The organism is Bradyrhizobium sp. AUGA SZCCT0177 (genome assembly GCF_018130125.1).
In the GTDB taxonomy this organism is placed as follows: Bacteria; Pseudomonadota; Alphaproteobacteria; order Rhizobiales; family Xanthobacteraceae; genus Bradyrhizobium.
On record NZ_JAFCMA010000063.1, the window covers coordinates 1 to 17,610 of the forward strand.

At 61.8% G+C, this 17,610-nt stretch carries 17 protein-coding genes; 9 read left to right on the forward strand and 8 right to left on the reverse strand.

Annotated elements, in window-relative coordinates; translation table 11 throughout:
• Positions 1-183 precede the first annotated feature (183 nt).
• The 8 genes from JQ597_RS36985 to JQ597_RS37020 all read right to left on the reverse strand — a co-directional run bounded on the left by JQ597_RS36985 (position 184) and on the right by JQ597_RS37020 (position 8,763).
• Positions 184-1,353, reverse strand: coding sequence for an acetyl-CoA acetyltransferase (locus JQ597_RS36985; RefSeq protein ID WP_212270304.1), 1,170 nt, complete (start codon positions 1,351-1,353; stop codon positions 184-186).
• Between the two features lie 55 nt (positions 1,354-1,408).
• Positions 1,409-2,059 carry a bifunctional 4-hydroxy-2-oxoglutarate aldolase/2-dehydro-3-deoxy-phosphogluconate aldolase gene (eda, locus tag JQ597_RS36990; RefSeq protein ID WP_349628940.1) on the reverse strand — a complete coding sequence of 217 codons (651 nt, stop codon included), beginning with the start codon at positions 2,057-2,059 and terminating at the stop codon, positions 1,409-1,411.
• Positions 2,060-2,104: 45 nt separating this feature from the next.
• Positions 2,105-3,007, reverse strand: a complete 903-nt coding sequence (locus tag JQ597_RS36995; RefSeq protein WP_212270306.1) for a sugar kinase — start codon at positions 3,005-3,007, stop codon at positions 2,105-2,107.
• A 147-nt stretch (positions 3,008-3,154) separates the two neighbouring features.
• On the reverse strand, positions 3,155-4,138 hold the full coding sequence (gene denD / locus JQ597_RS37000) for a D-erythronate dehydrogenase (protein ID WP_212270307.1): 984 nt from the start codon (positions 4,136-4,138) through the stop codon (positions 3,155-3,157).
• 205 nt (positions 4,139-4,343) lie between these two features.
• Positions 4,344-5,279 carry a carbohydrate ABC transporter permease gene (locus JQ597_RS37005; protein WP_212270308.1) on the reverse strand — a complete coding sequence of 312 codons (936 nt, stop codon included), beginning with the start codon at positions 5,277-5,279 and terminating at the stop codon, positions 4,344-4,346.
• A complete protein-coding gene (locus tag JQ597_RS37010; protein ID WP_212270309.1) occupies positions 5,272-6,231 on the reverse strand; it encodes a carbohydrate ABC transporter permease in 960 nt (319 codons plus the stop codon). The genes JQ597_RS37005 and JQ597_RS37010 overlap by 8 nt, the downstream gene beginning before the upstream one ends.
• 104 nt (positions 6,232-6,335) lie before the next feature.
• Positions 6,336-7,655, reverse strand: a complete 1,320-nt coding sequence (locus tag JQ597_RS37015) for an ABC transporter substrate-binding protein (protein WP_212270310.1) — start codon at positions 7,653-7,655, stop codon at positions 6,336-6,338.
• A gap of 40 nt (positions 7,656-7,695) precedes the next feature.
• Positions 7,696-8,763: an ABC transporter ATP-binding protein gene (locus JQ597_RS37020; RefSeq protein WP_212034178.1), complete on the reverse strand. Its 1,068-nt coding sequence runs from the start codon at positions 8,761-8,763 to the stop codon at positions 7,696-7,698.
• Between the two features lie 198 nt (positions 8,764-8,961).
• Here JQ597_RS37020 and gntR point away from each other — a divergent pair, with 198 nt between their 5' ends.
• The 9 genes from gntR (at position 8,962) to JQ597_RS37065 (ending at position 17,035) form a co-directional block, all read left to right on the forward strand.
• Positions 8,962-9,993, forward strand: a complete 1,032-nt coding sequence (gene gntR, locus JQ597_RS37025) for an HTH-type transcriptional regulator GntR (protein ID WP_212270311.1) — start codon at positions 8,962-8,964, stop codon at positions 9,991-9,993.
• Positions 9,994-10,188: 195 nt separating this feature from the next.
• On the forward strand, positions 10,189-12,009 hold the full coding sequence (locus JQ597_RS37030; RefSeq protein WP_212270312.1) for an IlvD/Edd family dehydratase: 1,821 nt from the start codon (positions 10,189-10,191) through the stop codon (positions 12,007-12,009).
• 119 nt (positions 12,010-12,128) lie between these two features.
• On the forward strand, positions 12,129-12,860 hold the full coding sequence (locus JQ597_RS37035) for an SDR family oxidoreductase (protein WP_212270313.1): 732 nt from the start codon (positions 12,129-12,131) through the stop codon (positions 12,858-12,860).
• 26 nt (positions 12,861-12,886) lie between these two features.
• The gene (locus JQ597_RS37040; protein WP_212270314.1) at positions 12,887-13,633 is read left to right on the forward strand and encodes an SDR family NAD(P)-dependent oxidoreductase; all 747 of its coding nucleotides are present in this window, start codon (positions 12,887-12,889) and stop codon (positions 13,631-13,633) included.
• A gap of 1 nt (position 13,634) precedes the next feature.
• Positions 13,635-14,033 (forward strand): GFA family protein, encoded by a 399-nt coding sequence (locus JQ597_RS37045; RefSeq protein ID WP_212270315.1) that lies wholly within the window; start codon positions 13,635-13,637, stop codon positions 14,031-14,033.
• A gap of 52 nt (positions 14,034-14,085) precedes the next feature.
• Positions 14,086-14,766 carry a site-2 protease family protein gene (locus tag JQ597_RS37050; protein WP_212270316.1) on the forward strand — a complete coding sequence of 227 codons (681 nt, stop codon included), beginning with the start codon at positions 14,086-14,088 and terminating at the stop codon, positions 14,764-14,766.
• A gap of 45 nt (positions 14,767-14,811) precedes the next feature.
• Positions 14,812-15,243, forward strand: a complete 432-nt coding sequence (locus tag JQ597_RS37055) for a hypothetical protein (RefSeq protein ID WP_249148469.1) — start codon at positions 14,812-14,814, stop codon at positions 15,241-15,243.
• Between the two features lie 25 nt (positions 15,244-15,268).
• A complete protein-coding gene (locus JQ597_RS37060) occupies positions 15,269-15,472 on the forward strand; it encodes a hypothetical protein (protein ID WP_212270317.1) in 204 nt (67 codons plus the stop codon).
• Positions 15,473-15,814: 342 nt separating this feature from the next.
• Positions 15,815-17,035, forward strand: coding sequence for an ABC transporter substrate-binding protein (locus JQ597_RS37065; protein WP_212270318.1), 1,221 nt, complete (start codon positions 15,815-15,817; stop codon positions 17,033-17,035).
• Positions 17,036-17,610: the final 575 nt, after the last annotated feature.

The following is a 17,610-nucleotide window of genomic DNA, read 5'->3' on the forward strand; positions in this document are numbered from 1 at the left end:
AACGACCTCCCATAAACCCCGCAACGCCCGCCTCGATCGCCCCATCTTAATCGAGGCACCGAGACTTACGACCCATACGCCGTGAAGTTGCAGTCGAAAGACGGAGCCTACGGCTCGGCAAAACAACGAACGACGGTGGTTATGGGTCCCGGCCTGCGCCGGGACGACACGGAATTTACCGTCTTACTTCGCCGGCTCCAACACTGAAACGTAGTTCGCCACCGCGGCGCCACCCATGTTGAAGATGCCCGCGAGTTTTGGATTCTTCAGCTGCATGCCCTCGGGCGCCTGGCCGACCAGTTGCATCGCGCTCATCACATGCATGGAGACGCCGGTGGCGCCGATCGGATGGCCCTTCGCCTTCAACCCGCCGGACGGATTGACCGGCAGCTTGCCGTCCTTCTGTGTCCAGCCTTCCTTGATGGCACGGGCGCCCTGCCCGCGCGGCGTCAGGCCCATCGCTTCATATTCGATCAGCTCAGCGACGGTGAAGCAGTCATGGGTTTCGACGAACGACAAGTCGGAAAGGCTAACGCCGGCCTGCTGCAGCGCGCGCTGCCAGGCGACCGTGCAACCTTCAAACTGCAGGATGTCGCGCTTGGACATCGGCAGAAAATCCTGCGCGTGCGCGGTGGCGCGGAAATTCACCGCCTTGCCCATGGTCTTGGCGGTCTCCGAATCCGTCAGCACCAGCGCTGCCGCGCCATCCGACACCAGCGAGCAGTCGGTCCGCTTCAGGGGGCCTGCGACGAACGGGTTCTTCTCACTCTCGGCACGGCAGAACTCATAGCCAAAGTCCTTGCGCATCTGCGCGTAGGGATTGGCGACGCCGTTCTTGTGGTTCTTCGCCGCGATCATTGCGAGCGCGTCGGACTGGTCGCCATATTTCTGGAAATAGCTCTGCGCGATCTTGCCGAACACCCCGGCGAAGCCGCCGACGGTGTCGCCGTCCTCGGGCAGATACGACGCTTTCAGCAGGTACTTGCCAATTTCCGGACCCGGTGTGCGCGTCATCTGCTCGACGCCGACCACCAGCACGATCTTGGCGGCACCCGCGGCGATCGCCCGGATGCCCTGATGCACCGCGGCCGAACCGGTGGCGCAGGCGTTCTCGACCCGCGTGGTCGGCTTGAAGCGCAATTTGGGGTCGGCCTGCAGCACCAGCGAGGCCGTGAAATCCTGCGGCGAGAAGCCGGCATTGAAATGCCCGAGCACGATTTCATCGACGTCTTCAGCGGAAATGCCGGCATCGGCCATTGCGTCGGTCGCTACCTTCACCACGAGGCTTTCAACGGTCTCCGCGTCGAATTTGCCGAATGGCGTGTGCGCCCATCCCACGATGCTGGCTGTCATGGTCGTTCTCCCTGTTCCGGTTCGGACGGTTTTGTACCCTATCGGAAAAAATACTTCACGCCGGTTTCAGCGTTTTCATCGCCCGCGCGCACATGGCTGAAATGCCGGCCCAGTTGCCGGACCGTATATCCGCCGCCGGGCAGAGCCAGGAACCGCCCACGGCCAGCACATTCGGTTCGGCCAGCCACGCCGCGGCATTGGCCTCGCCAATGCCGCCGGTCGGGCAAACCCTGATGTTCGGGAACGGACCTGCGAGCGCACGCAGTGCCTTGATACCGCCGGACTGTTCCGCCGGGAAGAATTTGACGAGGTCAAAACCGTGCGCCAGCGCCTGCATCAGTTCGGACGCGGTCGCGATACCCGGCGCAAACGGCAGGTCGCTGGCCGCAGCAGCCTTCAGCAGTTCGGGCGTCGCTCCGGGGCTAATGCCGAATTTGGCGCCGAGCGCCTCGGTCCGCTTGAGATCATCGCCGTTCAGGATGGTGCCGATCCCGACAATGGCATCCGGCACCTCCGCGATCATGGCCTTGGCGGCCTCGATCGCCACCGGCGTGCGCAGCGTCACTTCCAGCACGCGTACGCCCCCGGCAACCAGCGCCCTGGCCAGCGGCACCGCGTCCTCCAGCCGTTCGATGGTCAGCACCGGTATGACGGTGGCGGACTTCACCAAAGCCGCGAGCTTTTCCTGCCTTGCTGTTACATTCACGCTCATAGGGACGCCTTGCGAGAGGTTACTGGTGTGCCAACGATATCAGGCCGGCATCGCCGTGCGCGGAATAATCGCACCGGGGTGACATACCACAACGCCGGCCAGGCGGTGCCCGGCCCGCGCGGCCTCAACTGGCCCAGCACCCGCAAGCCGTGCGGCGATGTAGGCGGCTGCAAAACTGTCGCCCGCCGCCGTGGTGTCGACGACGGGTTTCGTCAGCGGCTCGGCCCGGGTCCGATGCAACGCGCCGTCGAGACGGAGGATGCTCGCGGGTTCGGAAAGTTTTAGCACGACCTCCCCGCCCGGAATGCGCGCCAGCAAGCCATCGTGGCTTTCACCGGGATAGAGCGGCAGCAAATCCTCGGTCGAGGCCAACACGATATCGGCGAGATCGAATGCATCCCGATAGACGGCGCGGGCCACATTCAGGTCGGGCCAGCCGCGGGCGCGGAAGTTGGTATCGAAGGCAAACCGCGCGCCGCTTTCCCGCGCGCGCTTGATCCCCGAGAACAACCGCGCCCGGCCAACGTCATTGTAGAGCGATAGCGTGATCGCCGAGAGATAAACGATGTCGTAACTCGCCAGTGAATTCAGGATATCCGCCGTCTCCGGCAAATCCATCAGGCTGCGCGCGGCGGCGCTCTCGCGCCAGTGAAAGAACCGGCGTTCGCCTTTGTCGTCGGTCTGGATCATGTAGAGGCCGGGCAATTTGCCCGGCAGCCGGGACACCCGCGCCGTGCCAACGCCCTCCGCCGCCCAGCCCGCGATCATCTCATCGCTCAGCGTGTCGTCGCCGAGTGCCGTGATGTAATCGGTGCCGGCACCAAGCCGGGCCAGATAGACGGCGGTATTGAGCGTGTCGCCGCCATAGCCGCGCGAAAACAGGCCGTGCTCGGCCTGCTTCAGCTCGATCATGCATTCGCCGATGCAGGCTACCCTGGTCATGACCGCATCTGTACGGTGTCGCCGGAACGCACGCTAGAGCAAGATGACTTCGTCATCTCGCTCTATCCTTTTGTTTGAGCATGATCTCCGAGCAAACGCTTCGCGTTTGTCGAGGGAAAACCGGTTTCCACTTTTCCGGATCATGCTTTAGCCGGCGAATTTGCCGCCGAGTTCATCCGCGATGTGAATCCGGATGATGTCATCAAAAGTCTTCTCGGCCGTGGTGAAGCCGAGCTTGAGCGCGCGGTCGGTGACGAAATCGCGCGGCCAGCCGCTGACGATGCTGATGATGGTCGGATCGGGCACCCGCTTGATGCGCGCGGTGACGTTCTTGCCGGCGACACGGTGGAGGGCGGCGATCTGTTCGCCGACGGTCACCGACATCCCGGGCATGCTGAGATTGCGCCGCGCGCCCATGGCGTTGAGGTCCATGGTGCCGGCGTGCATGAGAAAGCCGACCGCCGATTTCGGCGAGGCGTGCCAGTGCCGCACGTCTTCGGACACCGGCAGCACCGCCTCCTCGCCCGCCAGCGGCTCGCGGATGATGTTGGAGAAGAATCCGGACGCCGCCTTGTTCGGCTTGCCCGGCCGCACGCAGATCGTCGGCAGGCGGATGCTGATGCCGTCGAGCAGGCCCTTGCGGGTGTAATCGTTGATCAGGAGTTCGCAGATCGACTTCTGGGTGCCGTAGCTCGTCAATGGCGTATGGAAGAACTCGTCGCCGATCTTTTCGGGGAATGGCGCGCCGAACACTGCGATCGAGGACGTGAATACCAGCCGCGGCTTGTAACCGCCGCCGATCGCGCGGATCGCGTCGATTAGATACCGCGTGCCGTCGAGATTGATCCGGTAGCCCTTGTCGAATTCGGCCTCCGCCTCGCCAGACACGATGGCGGCGAGATGGAAGATCACGTCAGGCCGTTCGGCGATCAGCGGCGCGGCGGCACCGGCATCGGCAAAATCGGAGGCAACGACGTTGACCGGGATCGAGCTGGCCGGCTTGGTGGGCGCCACCACGTCCTGCAGCGTCATGCGGGTGATGTCTTGCTTGCCGAGGCGGCCGTCGCGCAGCAGCTGCTCGGTCAGCTTGCGGCCGACCATGCCGGCGGCACCCAGAATAAGAATGTGCAAGACCTACTCCTTTTTCATTTTTGGTCGTCCCGGCCTCGAGCCGGGACTCATACGCCCCGGCCGATGTGACTGAGACGAAATGGTTGACGACTTCGTTTCAACAATTGCTGCCGGTGGTTATGGGTCCCTGCTCCGGAGCGCAATTGCGCCCTAGGCAGGGACGACAGCGATGGCTTTTGTTATTTCTTGCTTCGGGCCGGCGCGATCACTCTTTCACGGCTCCCGTCATGGCCGACACATAATGCTCGACGAAGAAGGCGTAAAGGATAACCAGCGGCAGCGAACCCGCCAGCGCGCCGGCCATCAGCGATCCCCAGCGGTAGACGTCGCCATCGACGAATTCGTTGACGATCGCCACCGGCACCGTCTTGTTCTGCACCGAAGTCAGGAAGGTCAGCGCGTAGATGAACTCGTTCCAGCACAGCGTGAAGCAGAAGATGAAGGCCGAGATCAATCCCGGGATCGCCAGCGGCAGCACGATCTTGGTCAGGATCTGCCACCGGCTGGCGCCGTCGATCAGCGCGCACTCTTCCAGCTCGAACGGGATGGTCTTGAAATAGCCCATCAACAGCCAGGTCGAGAACGGGATCAGGATGGTCGGATAGGTCAGGATCAGCGCGAACGGCGTGTCGAACAGACCATACTGGAACACCACGGTGGCGAGCGGAATGAACAGGATCGAGGGCGGCACCAGATAGGACAGGAAGATCAGCCCGCCAACCCATTGCGCGCCGCGATAGCGCAGCCGCACGATGGCGTAGGCCGCCAGCACGCTGGCGAAGATCGACAGCACGGTCGAGCAGACCGCCACATACATCGTGTTCCACAGCCAAAGCGGATAGTAGCTTCCGAACAGCAGCTTGTGGATGTGTTTGAACGTCGGGTTCCAGGTCCAGAACGGGTTGTACGTGTTGAGGTCGAGCAACTGCTCGTCCGGCTTGATGGCGGTGAGCGCCATCCAGTAGAACGGGAACAACAGCACAACGACGATGATCCCGAGCGGCAGATAAAGCGTCACCAGGCGCCGCGGCAGCGACTCCAGATAGCTCATGCCGACGGTGTGATCGTCGGCAGCCGCGGTTCGCGCCGATCCCGACAACACCCCTTTGAGATCGAGCCTCTGTGTGGGCAGATCAGTCATTGTTTTCACCTTGCTGCCACTTGCGGCGCTGCAGTCCGAACCAGGAGACCATGATCGCCGCCAGCAGGAACGGAATCATCGCATTCGAGATCGCGGCCCCCTCACCGAGAACGCCGCCGATGATCGCCCGCTGATAGGACAGTGTCGCCATCAAGTGCGTGGCATTGACCGGACCGCCGCGCGTCATCGCCCAGATCAACTGGAAATCGGTGAACGTGAACAGCACCGAGAAGGTCATTACGACGGCAATGATCGGCGTCAGCAGCGGATAGGTGATGAACCGGAACCGCTGCCAGCTGGTCGCACCATCGAGCGTCGCGGCTTCGTAAAGCGACGGCGAGACCGTCTGCAGGCCGGCCAGCAGCGTGATCGCAACGAAGGGAACGCCGCGCCAGATGTTGGCGAAGATCACGCAGATCCGCGCCCAGGTCACATCGCCGAGGAAATTGATATTGTCGGTGATCAATCCCATCTGCTTCAGCGACCAGGAAATGATCGAGAACTGCGAATCGAAGATCCACCAGAACGCCAGTGCCGAGAGCACCGTCGGCACGATGAAGGGGATCAGCACCAAGGCTCGCAGCATCGCCTTGAACGGCATGTTCTCGTTCAGCAGCAGCGCGAGATAAAGGCCGATCGCGAACTTGATGACACTGGCGACGGATGTGTAGAGCAGCGTGTTGAATACCGACAGCCAGAAGATCGAGTCGCCCCAAAGCCATTCATAGTTTTCCAGCCCGACGAACGCGCCGGGCCTGCCGATGCGCGCGTCGGTGAACGAAATCCAGATTCCCAACCCCAGCGGATAAGCCAGGAAGAGAACCAGGAACACCATTGCGGGCAGCATGAACCAGAAGCCGAGATAGTTGCGATTGGCCTTGATCAGGTCCCACCTCGACGCCTCGCGAATCGGCCGTCTGGCAGTCCGGGGTTGGAGGGCGATGTCAGCCATTGGCAAAATCCCGCAAGTGTAACGGCCGTGGTGCCGTCTCGTCCTCGATAGCGAAGCATCCGGCAACTACGGGCGGCATTGCGTGCCGCCCGTAGCTGTTGTCATCAGCGATAGATGCGCTTCAGCTGCCGTTCGGCGATCGCAATCGCACCGGCGGCGGTCTCACGGCCGGTGCAATAGTTCGCGAACATGTCGACCACCAGGAAGTCGGCGATCGCGGTCGCCGCCTTTTCGCCGGGCGTACCGATGCCGGACGCAGGGAGCGCGCGCTTGCTGGCCTGGGCGAACACCGCGTTCTTCGGGTCTGCCGTCCACACCGGCGACGAGTCATAAGCGTTGAGCGTGTGGGTCAGATAACCGCGCGCGCCGGACAACCACTTGTCGTAGTTTTCCTTCTCCAGCATGAAGGCGATGAAGGCCTTCGCAGCGTTCGGGTACTTGGTGAACTTGAACGCAAGGATCGGGACGCACAGCTGCAGTTCGGTTGGCTTGCCAATCGGACCGACCGGATACAGCGCGTGGTAGGTGTCCTCAGTGAGCTCTTTCTTGGTCGGGTCATCCTTGGCCGCGACGTAGATCGAGATGCCGTTGGCGGTGACATAAAGTTCGCCCGAAAGGAACGCCTTGTTATTGGAACCATCGTTCCACGACGCGGCGCCCGGAATGAAAGTATCCGAAAGCGCTTTGGTGTATTCCAGCGCCTTCAGGGTCTCCGGCGAGTTGATGATCACCTTGTCGCTCTTGTCGACGGTATAGGCGCCGTGACCCCAAAGGATCCAGTGCAGCCAGCCGTTGGCGTCGCCGGTCGCATGGCCGAGCGCGAAGCCCGCCGGGGTATTGTTTTTCTTGAGCGCCTTGCACAGTTCAAGGAAGCCGGGAAAGTCCTTGGGAAACTCGCTGAAGCCCGCTTTGTCCACGGCAGACTTTCGGTAAGTCATGTAGCCGCCGATGGTGGCGACCGGGATACCCAGCCAGTTGTCACCCTGCTTACAGGTAACAGCCGCCGCTTCGGTCCACCCGCCGTATTTCTTGCCGAGATAGTCGGCGACGTCGTTCAGTGGCATCACCTGCGTCGGGAACAGTTGCGGCAGCGTATGCAGGCCCCAGACGACATCGAGTCCGGAGCCGGTGTTCGCAGCGACGGACGCCTTCGGCTGCACGTCCTCGAAGGACTCGCTGAACACGTTCATCTCGGTGCCGGTCGCGGCTTTGAAGGCGGCGACCATGGCGTTGAACGCGTCGTCTTCCGCCGGCACGAAACGCTTCCAGCGCATCACCGTCAGCTTGGCGCCCGGCTCCGCCTTCCAAGGCGAGGCTTGCGCCCAGGCCTTGGCGAAATCCAGCAGTGCAGGCCCGGTCAGCGCGCCAGCCGCGGCCAGCGCAGTGCCGCCTTGAAGCAGCGAGCGGCGAGTAAAATCGTGCATCGTAGATCCTCCCCTGTGAATTTGATTTTGATTATGTTTTTTAGGCGTTCAGTCGCTTTCCTGTGGTCTCGTCAAACAGATGGACGAGCGCAGGATCCGGCTTCAGCCGGATCTTGTCGCCCGGATTGAATTGATGTCGCTCGCGGAACACTGCGACGACCTGTTCGCCGCCGAGCTTGGCGAAGACCTGGGTCTCCGAGCCGGTCGGTTCGACCACCACAATCTCGGCTTCGGCGCCGTCATCGGCGATGGTGAAATGCTCGGGCCGGACGCCGTAGACCGCCGGCTTGCCTTCGGAGTTGGCCGGCGCCGACATCAGCGGCAGCTTGACACCGTTCGGGCCTTCGAACCCGGCGCTGCCGTTCGACTTCACCTTGCCTTTGAGGAAGTTCATCGCCGGCGAACCGATAAAGCCCGCCACGAACTGGTTGGCCGGCGTGTCGTACAGTTCGAGCGGCGTGCCCATCTGCTCGACAATGCCGTCATGCATCACCACGATCTTGTCGGCCATGGTCATGGCTTCGATCTGGTCGTGGGTGACGTAGACCGTCGTGGTGCGCAGGCGCTGATGCAGTTCCTTGATTTCGGTGCGCATCGCAACCCGCAGCTTGGCGTCGAGGTTGGACAGCGGCTCATCGAACAGGAACACTTGGGGATCGCGCACGATGGCGCGGCCCATTGCGACGCGCTGACGCTGTCCGCCGGACAACTGCCGGGGATAACGCTCGAGCAATGGGGTCAGCGCCAGGATTTCCGCGGCGCGCTTGACGCCGTTGGAGATTTCCTCAGGCTTGGCGCCGCGCAGCTTGAGCGAGAAGCCCATATTGTCGGCGACCGTCATATGCGGATAGAGCGCATAATTCTGGAACACCATCGCAATGTCGCGCTCTTTCGGCTGGACATTGTTGACCACCTTGTCGCCGATCGAAATCGTGCCTGAGGTGATGTTTTCGAGGCCCGCGAGCATCCGCAGCAAGGTCGACTTGCCGCAACCGGAGGGGCCGACGAGCACGACGAACTCGCCGTCCTCGATCGGAATCGAAACGCCGTGCAAAACCTCAAAATTACCGAACGACTTTCGCACGTCGCGAATCTGTACCGACGACATCGGACTTCTCTCCCCTCATTTTCTGTTTTCTGACGCCATCGGACGGAGGCCGGCGCCACGCTGTCTTGTTCGACTCTAATGCCATCCAGCCGAATTCAGCCAAGCATTATCATCCGCAGTTTGGCGGTTTTTAGCAATGCGATGGTAGCGCTGTCAATAATTGTTCATTTGTCTGGTTTCTTATGGTAAGAGCGCGGAATGGCACGAAAACCGACGAAGTCTGGCAAAATCCGCCTCACCGAGGTCGCCAAGCTGGCTGGCGTGTCGCCAATCACCGCATCCCGCTTCTTCAGAAACCCGGATGCGCTGTCGCTCGCCAAACGCGAACGCGTCGACAGCGCCGTGAAGGAACTGGGCTATGTGCCCAATCTGGCGGCGCGCGCGCTGGCCTCGCATCGCACCGAAGTCATCGGCGTCGTGATTCCGTCTTTGACCAACAGCGTGTTCGCCGACGTCTTGCGTGGCATTTACGATTCGACCGAGCAGAGCCGCTACAGCATCCAGTTGACCAATACGCGCTACAGCATCCTGCAGGAAGAGAAGATGCTGCGGCTGTTCCGGGCGCAGAAGCCGGCCGGATTGATCGTGACCGGCATCAACCAGACCGCGGAATCCCGCGTCATCCTGGAGACCATGGATTGCCCGGTCGCGCAGATCATGGAGATCGGGGACAGCCCGGTCGACATGATGATCGGCTTTTCGCATTACGACGCCGGTTTTGCGGCTATTTCGCATATTCTCGAGCAAGGGCGCCGGCGCATCGGCTTCCTCGGCGCGCGGATGGATCCCCGCGTCCAGCGGCGGTTCGACGGCTATCGCGACGCCATGAAGGCGGCCTCGCTGTTCGATCCAAACCTCGTCGTCACAACGACGGTGCCGACCACCGTGACGCTTGGCGGTACGCTGTTCGCCGATCTCATTGCGAAGACGCCTGATATCGACGCGGTGTTCTGCGTCAATGACGACCTTGCGCTCGGCGTGCTGTTCGAATGCCAGCGCCGCCAGATATCGGTTCCCGGCGAGATGGCGATTGTCGGCTTCAACGATCTGGAATTCATGGCCTCCGCCGTCCCCTCGCTCACCAGCGTGCGGACCAATCGCTACGAGATGGGCCGTCACGCCATCACCATGGTGATCGACGCGATCGAGGGCCGCCGGCCGCGGGAACCGGTCCTCGACCTTGGTTTTCAACTCATGATCCGCGAAAGTTCGACGCCGCAGACGGCTTGAAAGCCTTGTGTCACACGGCTCATGCAGGGTTGCACAGAAAATGGTAGCGCTGTCTTTTGGCGCGAACTAGGATCGAACAAGAGAGTCAGGAATTGGATGCGCGGCCGCGTTTGCAGCGGATGAAATTTTGAGCATGGTGGAAACCGCTGCCGTGATTTGAGCCGCCCTAAGCAGTTTGCAGTGCGGGAGGAACCAATGAAAAAAAATGACAATAATGGTGCCAGCAATGGCAAGGGACGGAAGCTTCGATCCCTCGAGTGGTTTAACAACCCGCACAATCCGGGGATGACCGCGCTCTATCTGGAGCGCTATCTGAATTACGGCCTGACCCGGGAAGAATTGCAGTCCGGCAAGCCGATCATCGGCATCGCGCAGACCGGTAATGATCTGTCGCCCTGCAACCGCCACCATCTCGAACTGGCGCACCGGGTGCGCGAGGGCATCCGTATGGCCGGCGGCATTGCGATGGAATTCCCGGTGCATCCGATCCAGGAAACCGGCAAGCGCCCGACCGCGGCGCTCGACCGCAACCTCGCCTATCTCGGGTTGGTTGAAATCCTGTTCGGCTACCCGCTCGATGGCGTGGTGCTGACCACCGGCTGCGACAAGACCACCCCGGCCTGCCTGATGGCGGCAGCGACCGTCAATCTGCCCGCTATCGTGCTGTCGGGCGGCCCGATGCTGAACGGCTGGTTCAACGGTGAGCGCACCGGATCCGGCACCATCGTCTGGAAGCAACGCGAACGGCTTGCCGCCGGCGAGATCGACTACAACGAATTCATCGAGATCGTGTCCTCCTCCGCGCCGTCGGTCGGCCATTGCAACACCATGGGCACGGCCTCGACCATGAACTCGCTGGCCGAGGCGCTCGGCATGTCGCTGCCGGGCTGCGCGGCGATTCCCGCTCCCTACCGCGAGCGCGGCCAGATCGCCTACGAGACCGGAAAGCGGATCGTCGAGATGGTCTGGGAGGACCTCAAACCGTCCGACATCCTGACCCGTGAGGCGTTCGAGAACTGCATCGTGGTGAACTCGGCGATCGGCGGCTCGACCAACGCGCCGATCCACATCAACGCGCTGGCGCGCCACATCGGCGTCGAGCTCTCGATCGATGACTGGCAGAAACACGGCCACGAAATCCCGATGCTGGTGAACCTGCAGCCGGCCGGCTTCTATCTTGGCGAGGAATTTCACCGCGCTGGCGGAGTGCCGACGGTGGTTCGCGAATTGATGGCGCACAAGAAAATCCATGAAGCCGTCCAAACGGTCAACGGCCGCACCATGGGCGAGAATTGCCGCGAGGCGACAAAACCCGACGGCGACGTGATCTGGAGCTACGACAAGCCGCTGGTCAAGGAGGCCGGCTTCCTGGTGTTGCGCGGCAATCTGTTCGATTCCGCGATCATGAAGACCAGCGTGATCTCCAAGGAATTCCGCGACCGCTATCTCAGCAACGCCAAGGACCTGAACGCATTCGAGGGCCGCGCCATCGTGTTCGAGGGCCCGGAGGACTATCACGACCGGATCGACGATCCCTCGCTCAATATCGACGAGCATTGCGTGCTGTTCATCCGCGGCGCCGGCCCGATCGGTTATCCCGGCGGCGCCGAAGTCGTGAACATGCAGCCGCCGGCGGCGCTGATCAAACGCGGCATCCTGGCCCTGCCCTGCATCGGCGACGGCCGGCAATCCGGCACCTCGGGCTCGCCATCGATCCTTAATGCCTCGCCGGAAGCCGCCGCCAGTGGCGGACTCGCGATCTTGAAGACCGGCGACAAGGTCCGCATCGACCTCAACAAGGGCTCGGCGAACATCCTCATTTCGGATGCGGAACTGAAGCAGCGTCACGCCGATCTCAAGGCGGGCGGCGGCTTCAAATACCCGGCGCACCAGACGCCGTGGCAGGAACTCTATCGCTCGACCGTCGGCCAACAGGCCACCGGCGCCTGCATGGAACTCGCCACGCGCTATCAGGATATCGCCGGCACAGTCGGTGTGGCGCGGGATAATCATTAGGCTGCAATGTCATTGCCGGGCTTGACCCGGCAATCCATCCCTCTTGAGAAGATGGATACGCGGGTCAAGCCCGCGTATGACACCGAAGATAATTCGCTAAGGTTCAAAGGAAGAAGAAGATGTCTGATCGACTGAAGGGAAAGCGCGCTGTCGTCACCGCCGCAGCGGCGGGCATCGGGCGTGCTTGCGCAATAGCATTTGCGCGTGAAGGCGCCACTGTCATCGCCACCGACATCAATGAAAGCGGCATCGCCACCCTGGGCAAGGAAGGCGTCGCCGAGACGGCTCGGCTCGACGTTCGCAGCACCGCCGACGTCGACGCCTTCGCCAGGCGCGTTGGAAAGATCGACATCTTGCTCAATGCGGCGGGCTTCGTGCACCACGGAACCATCATGGAGTGTTCCGAAGAAGATTGGGATTTCTCGTTCGACCTCAACGTCAAATCGATGCACCGGACCATCAAGGCGTTTCTGCCAGCCATGATCGCAGGCGGCGGCGGCAGCATCGTCAACATCTCGTCCTGCGCAGCGCTCCGGCCACCGGCCAACCGTTATGTCTATAGTGCGTCCAAAGCGGCGGTTTCGCTGCTCACGCGCGCGGTAGCGCTCGACTTCATCAATCAGGGCATCCGTTGCAACAGCATCTGCCCCGGCACCGTGGAGACGCCTTCGATGCTCGATCGCGCGGCCGCCGCTGGCCCGGATGGACGCGAGAAGTTCGTTGCCCGCCAGAAGATGGGCCGACTGGGTACCGCAGAGGAAATCGCGGCCATGGCGATCTATCTTGGGAGCGACGAAAGCGCATTCACCACCGGCGTCGACCTCGTCGTCGATGGCGGCTACATGCTCTAACGGCCACGCGATCAAGGGATTCCAGCATGAACAAGATCGATCTGAACGGCCGCTGCGCGATCGTTACCGGTGGCGCGCAGGGTTTTGGGCGCGCGATCGCCGAACGCTTTGTGGCGTCCGGCGCCAAGGTGGCGATCTGGGACCATGACCTGCCGTTTGCGGAAAAAACCGCGAAGGAGATCGGCGAGAATGTCAGTGCATTCAAGGTCGACGTCTCCGACCTCGCCGCCGTCGAAGACTCCCGCGATGCGACGCTGAAGGCGTTCGGCAAGATCGACATCCTGGTCAACAATGCCGGCATCGCCGGTATCAACAAGACGGTGTGGGAAACCGACCTCGACGAATGGCGCAAGGTGATGCGCATCAATCTCGACGGCCCCTTCATCTGCTGCAAGGCCGTGGTGCCGGCGATGCTCGCCAACAAATACGGCCGCATCATCAACATCGCCTCGATTGCCGGCAAGGAAGGCAATCCCAACGCCGCGCATTATTCGGCGTCCAAGGCCGGCCTGATCGCGCTGACGAAATCGCTCGGCAAGGAACTGGCGGCGCACGACATCCTGGTCAACGCCGTGACGCCGGCAGCGGCGAAAACCGCGATCTTCGACCAGCTGACGCAGCAGCACATCGACTTCATGCTGTCGAAAATTCCGAAGGCCCGTTTCGTGCTGGTGGAAGAACTCGCCGCCATGGTGGCCTGGCTGGCATCGGAAGACTGCGCGTTCTCGACCGGCGCCGTGTTCGACATCTCCGGCGGCCGGGCGACGTATTGAAATGGGCACGATCCGGGAAGGCGGATGCCTGTGCGGCGCGGTCCGGTTCAAGACCGACGGCGAGCCGGTCAATATCCGGATCTGCCACTGCCGCAACTGCCAGAAGTCGATGGGATCGCCGTTCTTTGCCCGCGCGCTGTTCGACCAGCGCGCGCTGACGGTCGAGGGCGACACGGCGGGTTATTTATCCTCGGACGCACTCGACCGGATGTTCTGCAAGGCCTGCGGCACCCGGCTGTTTTCCCGGCGGACCAACGGCACGGTGGTCGGCGTCGCGCTTGCCGCCTTCGACGACCGCAACACCTTTGCGCCGACCGAGCACATCTGGGTCGCGGAAAAGATCGATTGGGTACGGCTCGACGACGGCCTACCGCAATACCAGGAGACGGTTCCCCAGTGACGCCGACGTGCTAGGCTGAGCCCAGCACAGCGCGTGAATCGGGGCCGATCGATTGAACATCTCATTGTACGCCGTATCGGTCTGGGTACTGCCGGTCCTGCTCGCCATCACCCTGCATGAGGCCGCCCACGCCTTTGCCGCCTATCGCCTCGGCGACAACACGGCCTGGCAACTCGGCCGGGTCAGCCTCAACCCCTTCAAGCATATCGACCCGTTCGGGACCGTCATTCTCCCCGGATTGCTGCTGCTTTCGCATTCGCCGTTCCTGTTCGGCTACGCCAAGCCCGTGCCGGTGAATTTCCGCAATTTGAACCATCCCCGGCTCGACATGGTCTGGGTGGCGCTGGCGGGCCCGGCCACCAACATCGTCCTGGCCGTGTTGGTGGCCCTTGCCTTCCATATCATGCCCCTGGTGCCCGCGAATGCGGCGCAATGGACCGCGGACAACCTCAAAAATGCGTTCCTGATCAACATCGTGCTGGCGATCTTCAACATGCTGCCGATCCCGCCGCTGGATGGCGGAAGGGTCGCGGTGGGGCTACTGCCGCGGGTGCTGGCTTACCCGCTGTCGCGGCTGGAACCCTATGGCATGCTGATCCTGATCGGCCTGCTGATCCTGCTGCCGATCCTGGGCAGCCAGCTCGGCCTAAATCTTGATGTTATTTCGGCAATACTGCGGACACTGACCGGCTATGTGATCCGAGCGCTTCTCTTTATCACGGGCAACGCTTAAACCTGAGATAGAGAACGCCGGACAAGGAGGAGTTGGCTTGGAGCCATGGTGATCAAAGCCGCCGATATGTTGATCGCACGACGCGCCGACACCCGCGCGAGGGCGGATTTTGCTACCTGGAGAATGCTCGCCAAGCTTAATGGCGCTTCCGCCCTGCCCGCCGAGGCGCAAGGTTTTCTCGTCAGCTACAAGCAGCTGCTTGAGAAGATGACGGATGCGGATGCTTCCGAGGCTACCATCCAGCTCATGTACAAGAGCTATTATGCGGAGATGGGCGGCGCCGGAACCGCACCGGAAATCCCCGCACGCTCCGCCGATGCCCCGGCCGACACCGGCAACGTCACCGCCTTTCGCAGGCCGCCTGCCAAGCCAAAGGTCCCCGCATCAGGACCACAGGCAAAACCGCGGCTTCCGGTGGCGCTGATCTTTGCGTGCCTTGTCGTCGTCTATGTCGGCATCCGCTATTACTGGCGATAGCCCGACCCTCGCGCAAGAAAGCGAAATGAGCAACGACGCAGATCCGCTTGCACAGTTCGGGATCGACGCGGTCGATCTCAGATGGACGTTGCGGGACATTGCCGGAAGGCGATCGTTCAACAAGGATCATTTGGCGAAGCTGATCGAGCTTGGCCTCGTCGCAATGCGCGGAGACGCTCCGTACCTGACGCCAATCGGGCAGAATGCGGCATGGGGGAAAGAGAGCTGACCGTGGCGCCGCATACGGTTGCAGGCGTAACGCGTGATTGCCGGGATGACGGTGACCTTCGCTGCCGTACGATGCCTCCGAGCTACGGCTTTCTATTCCAGGGCGGGATGATTTGAATCTGGCGCTGATCGACGCGATACGTCTTCGCGACATTTTCGCGTTTCAGTGGCATGCAGCGCCGGCGCGTGCGCCGAATTCACCGCGGCATGGAATATTCCCTTCGAACGATCCATCGCAACAGCTAGGCGGCGAACACGATGCGGGGCATAATGGCTCGGCGAGTTTTGCAAAACATTCAAATATCCTTGCAAAAATATCCTTGAACGATTCCTTGGAGGGGAAATGAAGCGATCCATTGCAGCTTTGGTGATGACCACGAGCCTGGTATTTGCAGGCGCAGCGTTTGCGCAAACGCTCGACAAGGTCGTCAAGGTCGGAAGTCTCGGAGATCAATCGGGACTTTATGCCGACATCGGCGGCCCCGGCTCCAGCGTCGCCGCGCAGATGGCGATCGACGATTCCGGTTTGCTGGCGAAAGGCTGGAAGATCGAACTGATCTCGGCGGATCACCAGAACAAGCCTGATGTCGGCGTCAACATCGGCAAGCAGTGGATCGACGTCGAGAAGGTCGACGTGTTCGTCGATCTCGCCAGCTCCGGCGTTGGCCTTGCGATCTCCAACCTTGCCAAGGACAAGAACGTCGTCAATTTGAACTCCGGTTCGGCGTCGTCGGATCTGACCGGCGCGCAATGCTCGCCGAACACGATTCACTGGGTGTACGACACCTGGATGCTGGCCAACGGCACCGGCAAGGCGCTGGTCAAGTCCGGCGGCGACAGCTGGTTCTTCCTGACGGCGGACTACGCCTTCGGTCACGCGCTCGAACGCGATACGGCGGCGGTCGTCACCGCCAATGGCGGCAAGGTGCTCGGCGGCGTCAAGCATCCGCTCAACAATGCCGACTTCTCCTCTTTCCTGCTGCAGGCGCAGAGCTCGAAGGCGAAGATCATCGGCCTTGCCAATGCCGGCGGCGACACCACCAACTCGATCAAGCAGGCGGCGGAGTTCGGCATCGTCTCCGGCGGGCAGAAGCTCGCGGGCATGCTGATGTTCATCACCGACGTTCACGCGCTCGGGCTGAAGGTCGCGCAGGGCCTGAACTTCACCGAGACGTTCTATTGGGACGCCAACGACAAGACCCGGGCCTTCACCAAGCGCTTCAACGAAAAGCACAAGAAAGGCCCGCCCACCATGGTGCAGGCTGGCGTCTATTCCTCGCTGATCCATTACTTCAAGGCGCTGGAAGCCCTCGGCGGCAACCCGCATGACGGCCGCGCGGTGGTCGCCAAGATGAAGGAAATGCCGACCGACGACGACCTGTTCGGCAAGGGTACGGTCCGTGCCGACGGCCGCAAGATCCATCCGGCCTATCTGTTCGAGGTGAAGAAGCCGGCGGATTCGAAATATCCGTGGGACTATTACAACCTCGTCGCCACCATCCCGGCCGAGGAAGCCTTCATTCCACTGGACAAGAGCGTCTGCCCGATGCTGAAGAAGACCTGATCCGGCGGATCGTCCAAAGTGCAAAATGCCGGCGAGCGATCGCCGGCATTTTTGTTGGGCGATCGGTTGGCCCCTTCCCTCGCGACGGCGTCCATCGCAAGATATTCTGATTCAATTTTCAAACAGCTAGCCCTATTCGTCGTCCCGGCGAACGCAGATGCGCAATTGCGCATCGGGGGACCCATACCGCGTGATCTCTCGGTGAAGGCTCGGTAGCAGAGACCATCCGCAAAACTTCCTCCTGTGGTTATGGGTCCCGGCTCAAGGCCGGAACGACAGCGGTGTTTGTCATTGCACCATCATCCAAACGCGACTTCGCGATCTCGCGACGCATTGCGCCCGAGCTTTGCCAGAAATTCCTTGCCCTCGAAGACAGAGGGCGCAGGGAAGACCGGGTGCGCGCTGCACCCGCGGTCTCGCGTGCGGTTTGCACAAAACAAGGTGCACACGAGCATACAGGGCAGCGGTGAACACCCGGCCTCCCCTGCGCAATGGCTTTACGGCTTATGCCGTGATCTCCCCGGAGACGAGTTCTTGGTTGACTCCGTCGCTGCCGTTCCCGCTTGCGCTTCTCC

What these genes read in the sequence shown, in the direction of transcription:
- JQ597_RS37055 (WP_249148469.1), top strand. Translation starts at nt 14,812, where the DNA reads ATGGTGATCAAAGCCGCCGATATGTTGATCGCACGACGCGCCGACACC.
- JQ597_RS37005 (WP_212270308.1), bottom strand. Translation starts at nt 5,279, where the DNA reads ATGACTGATCTGCCCACACAGAGGCTCGATCTCAAAGGGGTGTTGTCG.
- JQ597_RS37060 (WP_212270317.1), top strand. Translation starts at nt 15,269, where the DNA reads ATGAGCAACGACGCAGATCCGCTTGCACAGTTCGGGATCGACGCGGTC.
- JQ597_RS36985 (WP_212270304.1), bottom strand. Translation starts at nt 1,353, where the DNA reads ATGACAGCCAGCATCGTGGGATGGGCGCACACGCCATTCGGCAAATTC.
- JQ597_RS37040 (WP_212270314.1), top strand. Translation starts at nt 12,887, where the DNA reads ATGAACAAGATCGATCTGAACGGCCGCTGCGCGATCGTTACCGGTGGC.
- gntR (WP_212270311.1), top strand. Translation starts at nt 8,962, where the DNA reads ATGGCACGAAAACCGACGAAGTCTGGCAAAATCCGCCTCACCGAGGTC.
- JQ597_RS37010 (WP_212270309.1), bottom strand. Translation starts at nt 6,231, where the DNA reads ATGGCTGACATCGCCCTCCAACCCCGGACTGCCAGACGGCCGATTCGC.
- JQ597_RS37035 (WP_212270313.1), top strand. Translation starts at nt 12,129, where the DNA reads ATGTCTGATCGACTGAAGGGAAAGCGCGCTGTCGTCACCGCCGCAGCG.
- JQ597_RS36995 (WP_212270306.1), bottom strand. Translation starts at nt 3,007, where the DNA reads ATGACCAGGGTAGCCTGCATCGGCGAATGCATGATCGAGCTGAAGCAG.
- JQ597_RS37045 (WP_212270315.1), top strand. Translation starts at nt 13,635, where the DNA reads ATGGGCACGATCCGGGAAGGCGGATGCCTGTGCGGCGCGGTCCGGTTC.
- JQ597_RS37065 (WP_212270318.1), top strand. Translation starts at nt 15,815, where the DNA reads ATGAAGCGATCCATTGCAGCTTTGGTGATGACCACGAGCCTGGTATTT.
- JQ597_RS37015 (WP_212270310.1), bottom strand. Translation starts at nt 7,655, where the DNA reads ATGCACGATTTTACTCGCCGCTCGCTGCTTCAAGGCGGCACTGCGCTG.
- JQ597_RS37020 (WP_212034178.1), bottom strand. Translation starts at nt 8,763, where the DNA reads ATGTCGTCGGTACAGATTCGCGACGTGCGAAAGTCGTTCGGTAATTTT.
- JQ597_RS37030 (WP_212270312.1), top strand. Translation starts at nt 10,189, where the DNA reads ATGAAAAAAAATGACAATAATGGTGCCAGCAATGGCAAGGGACGGAAG.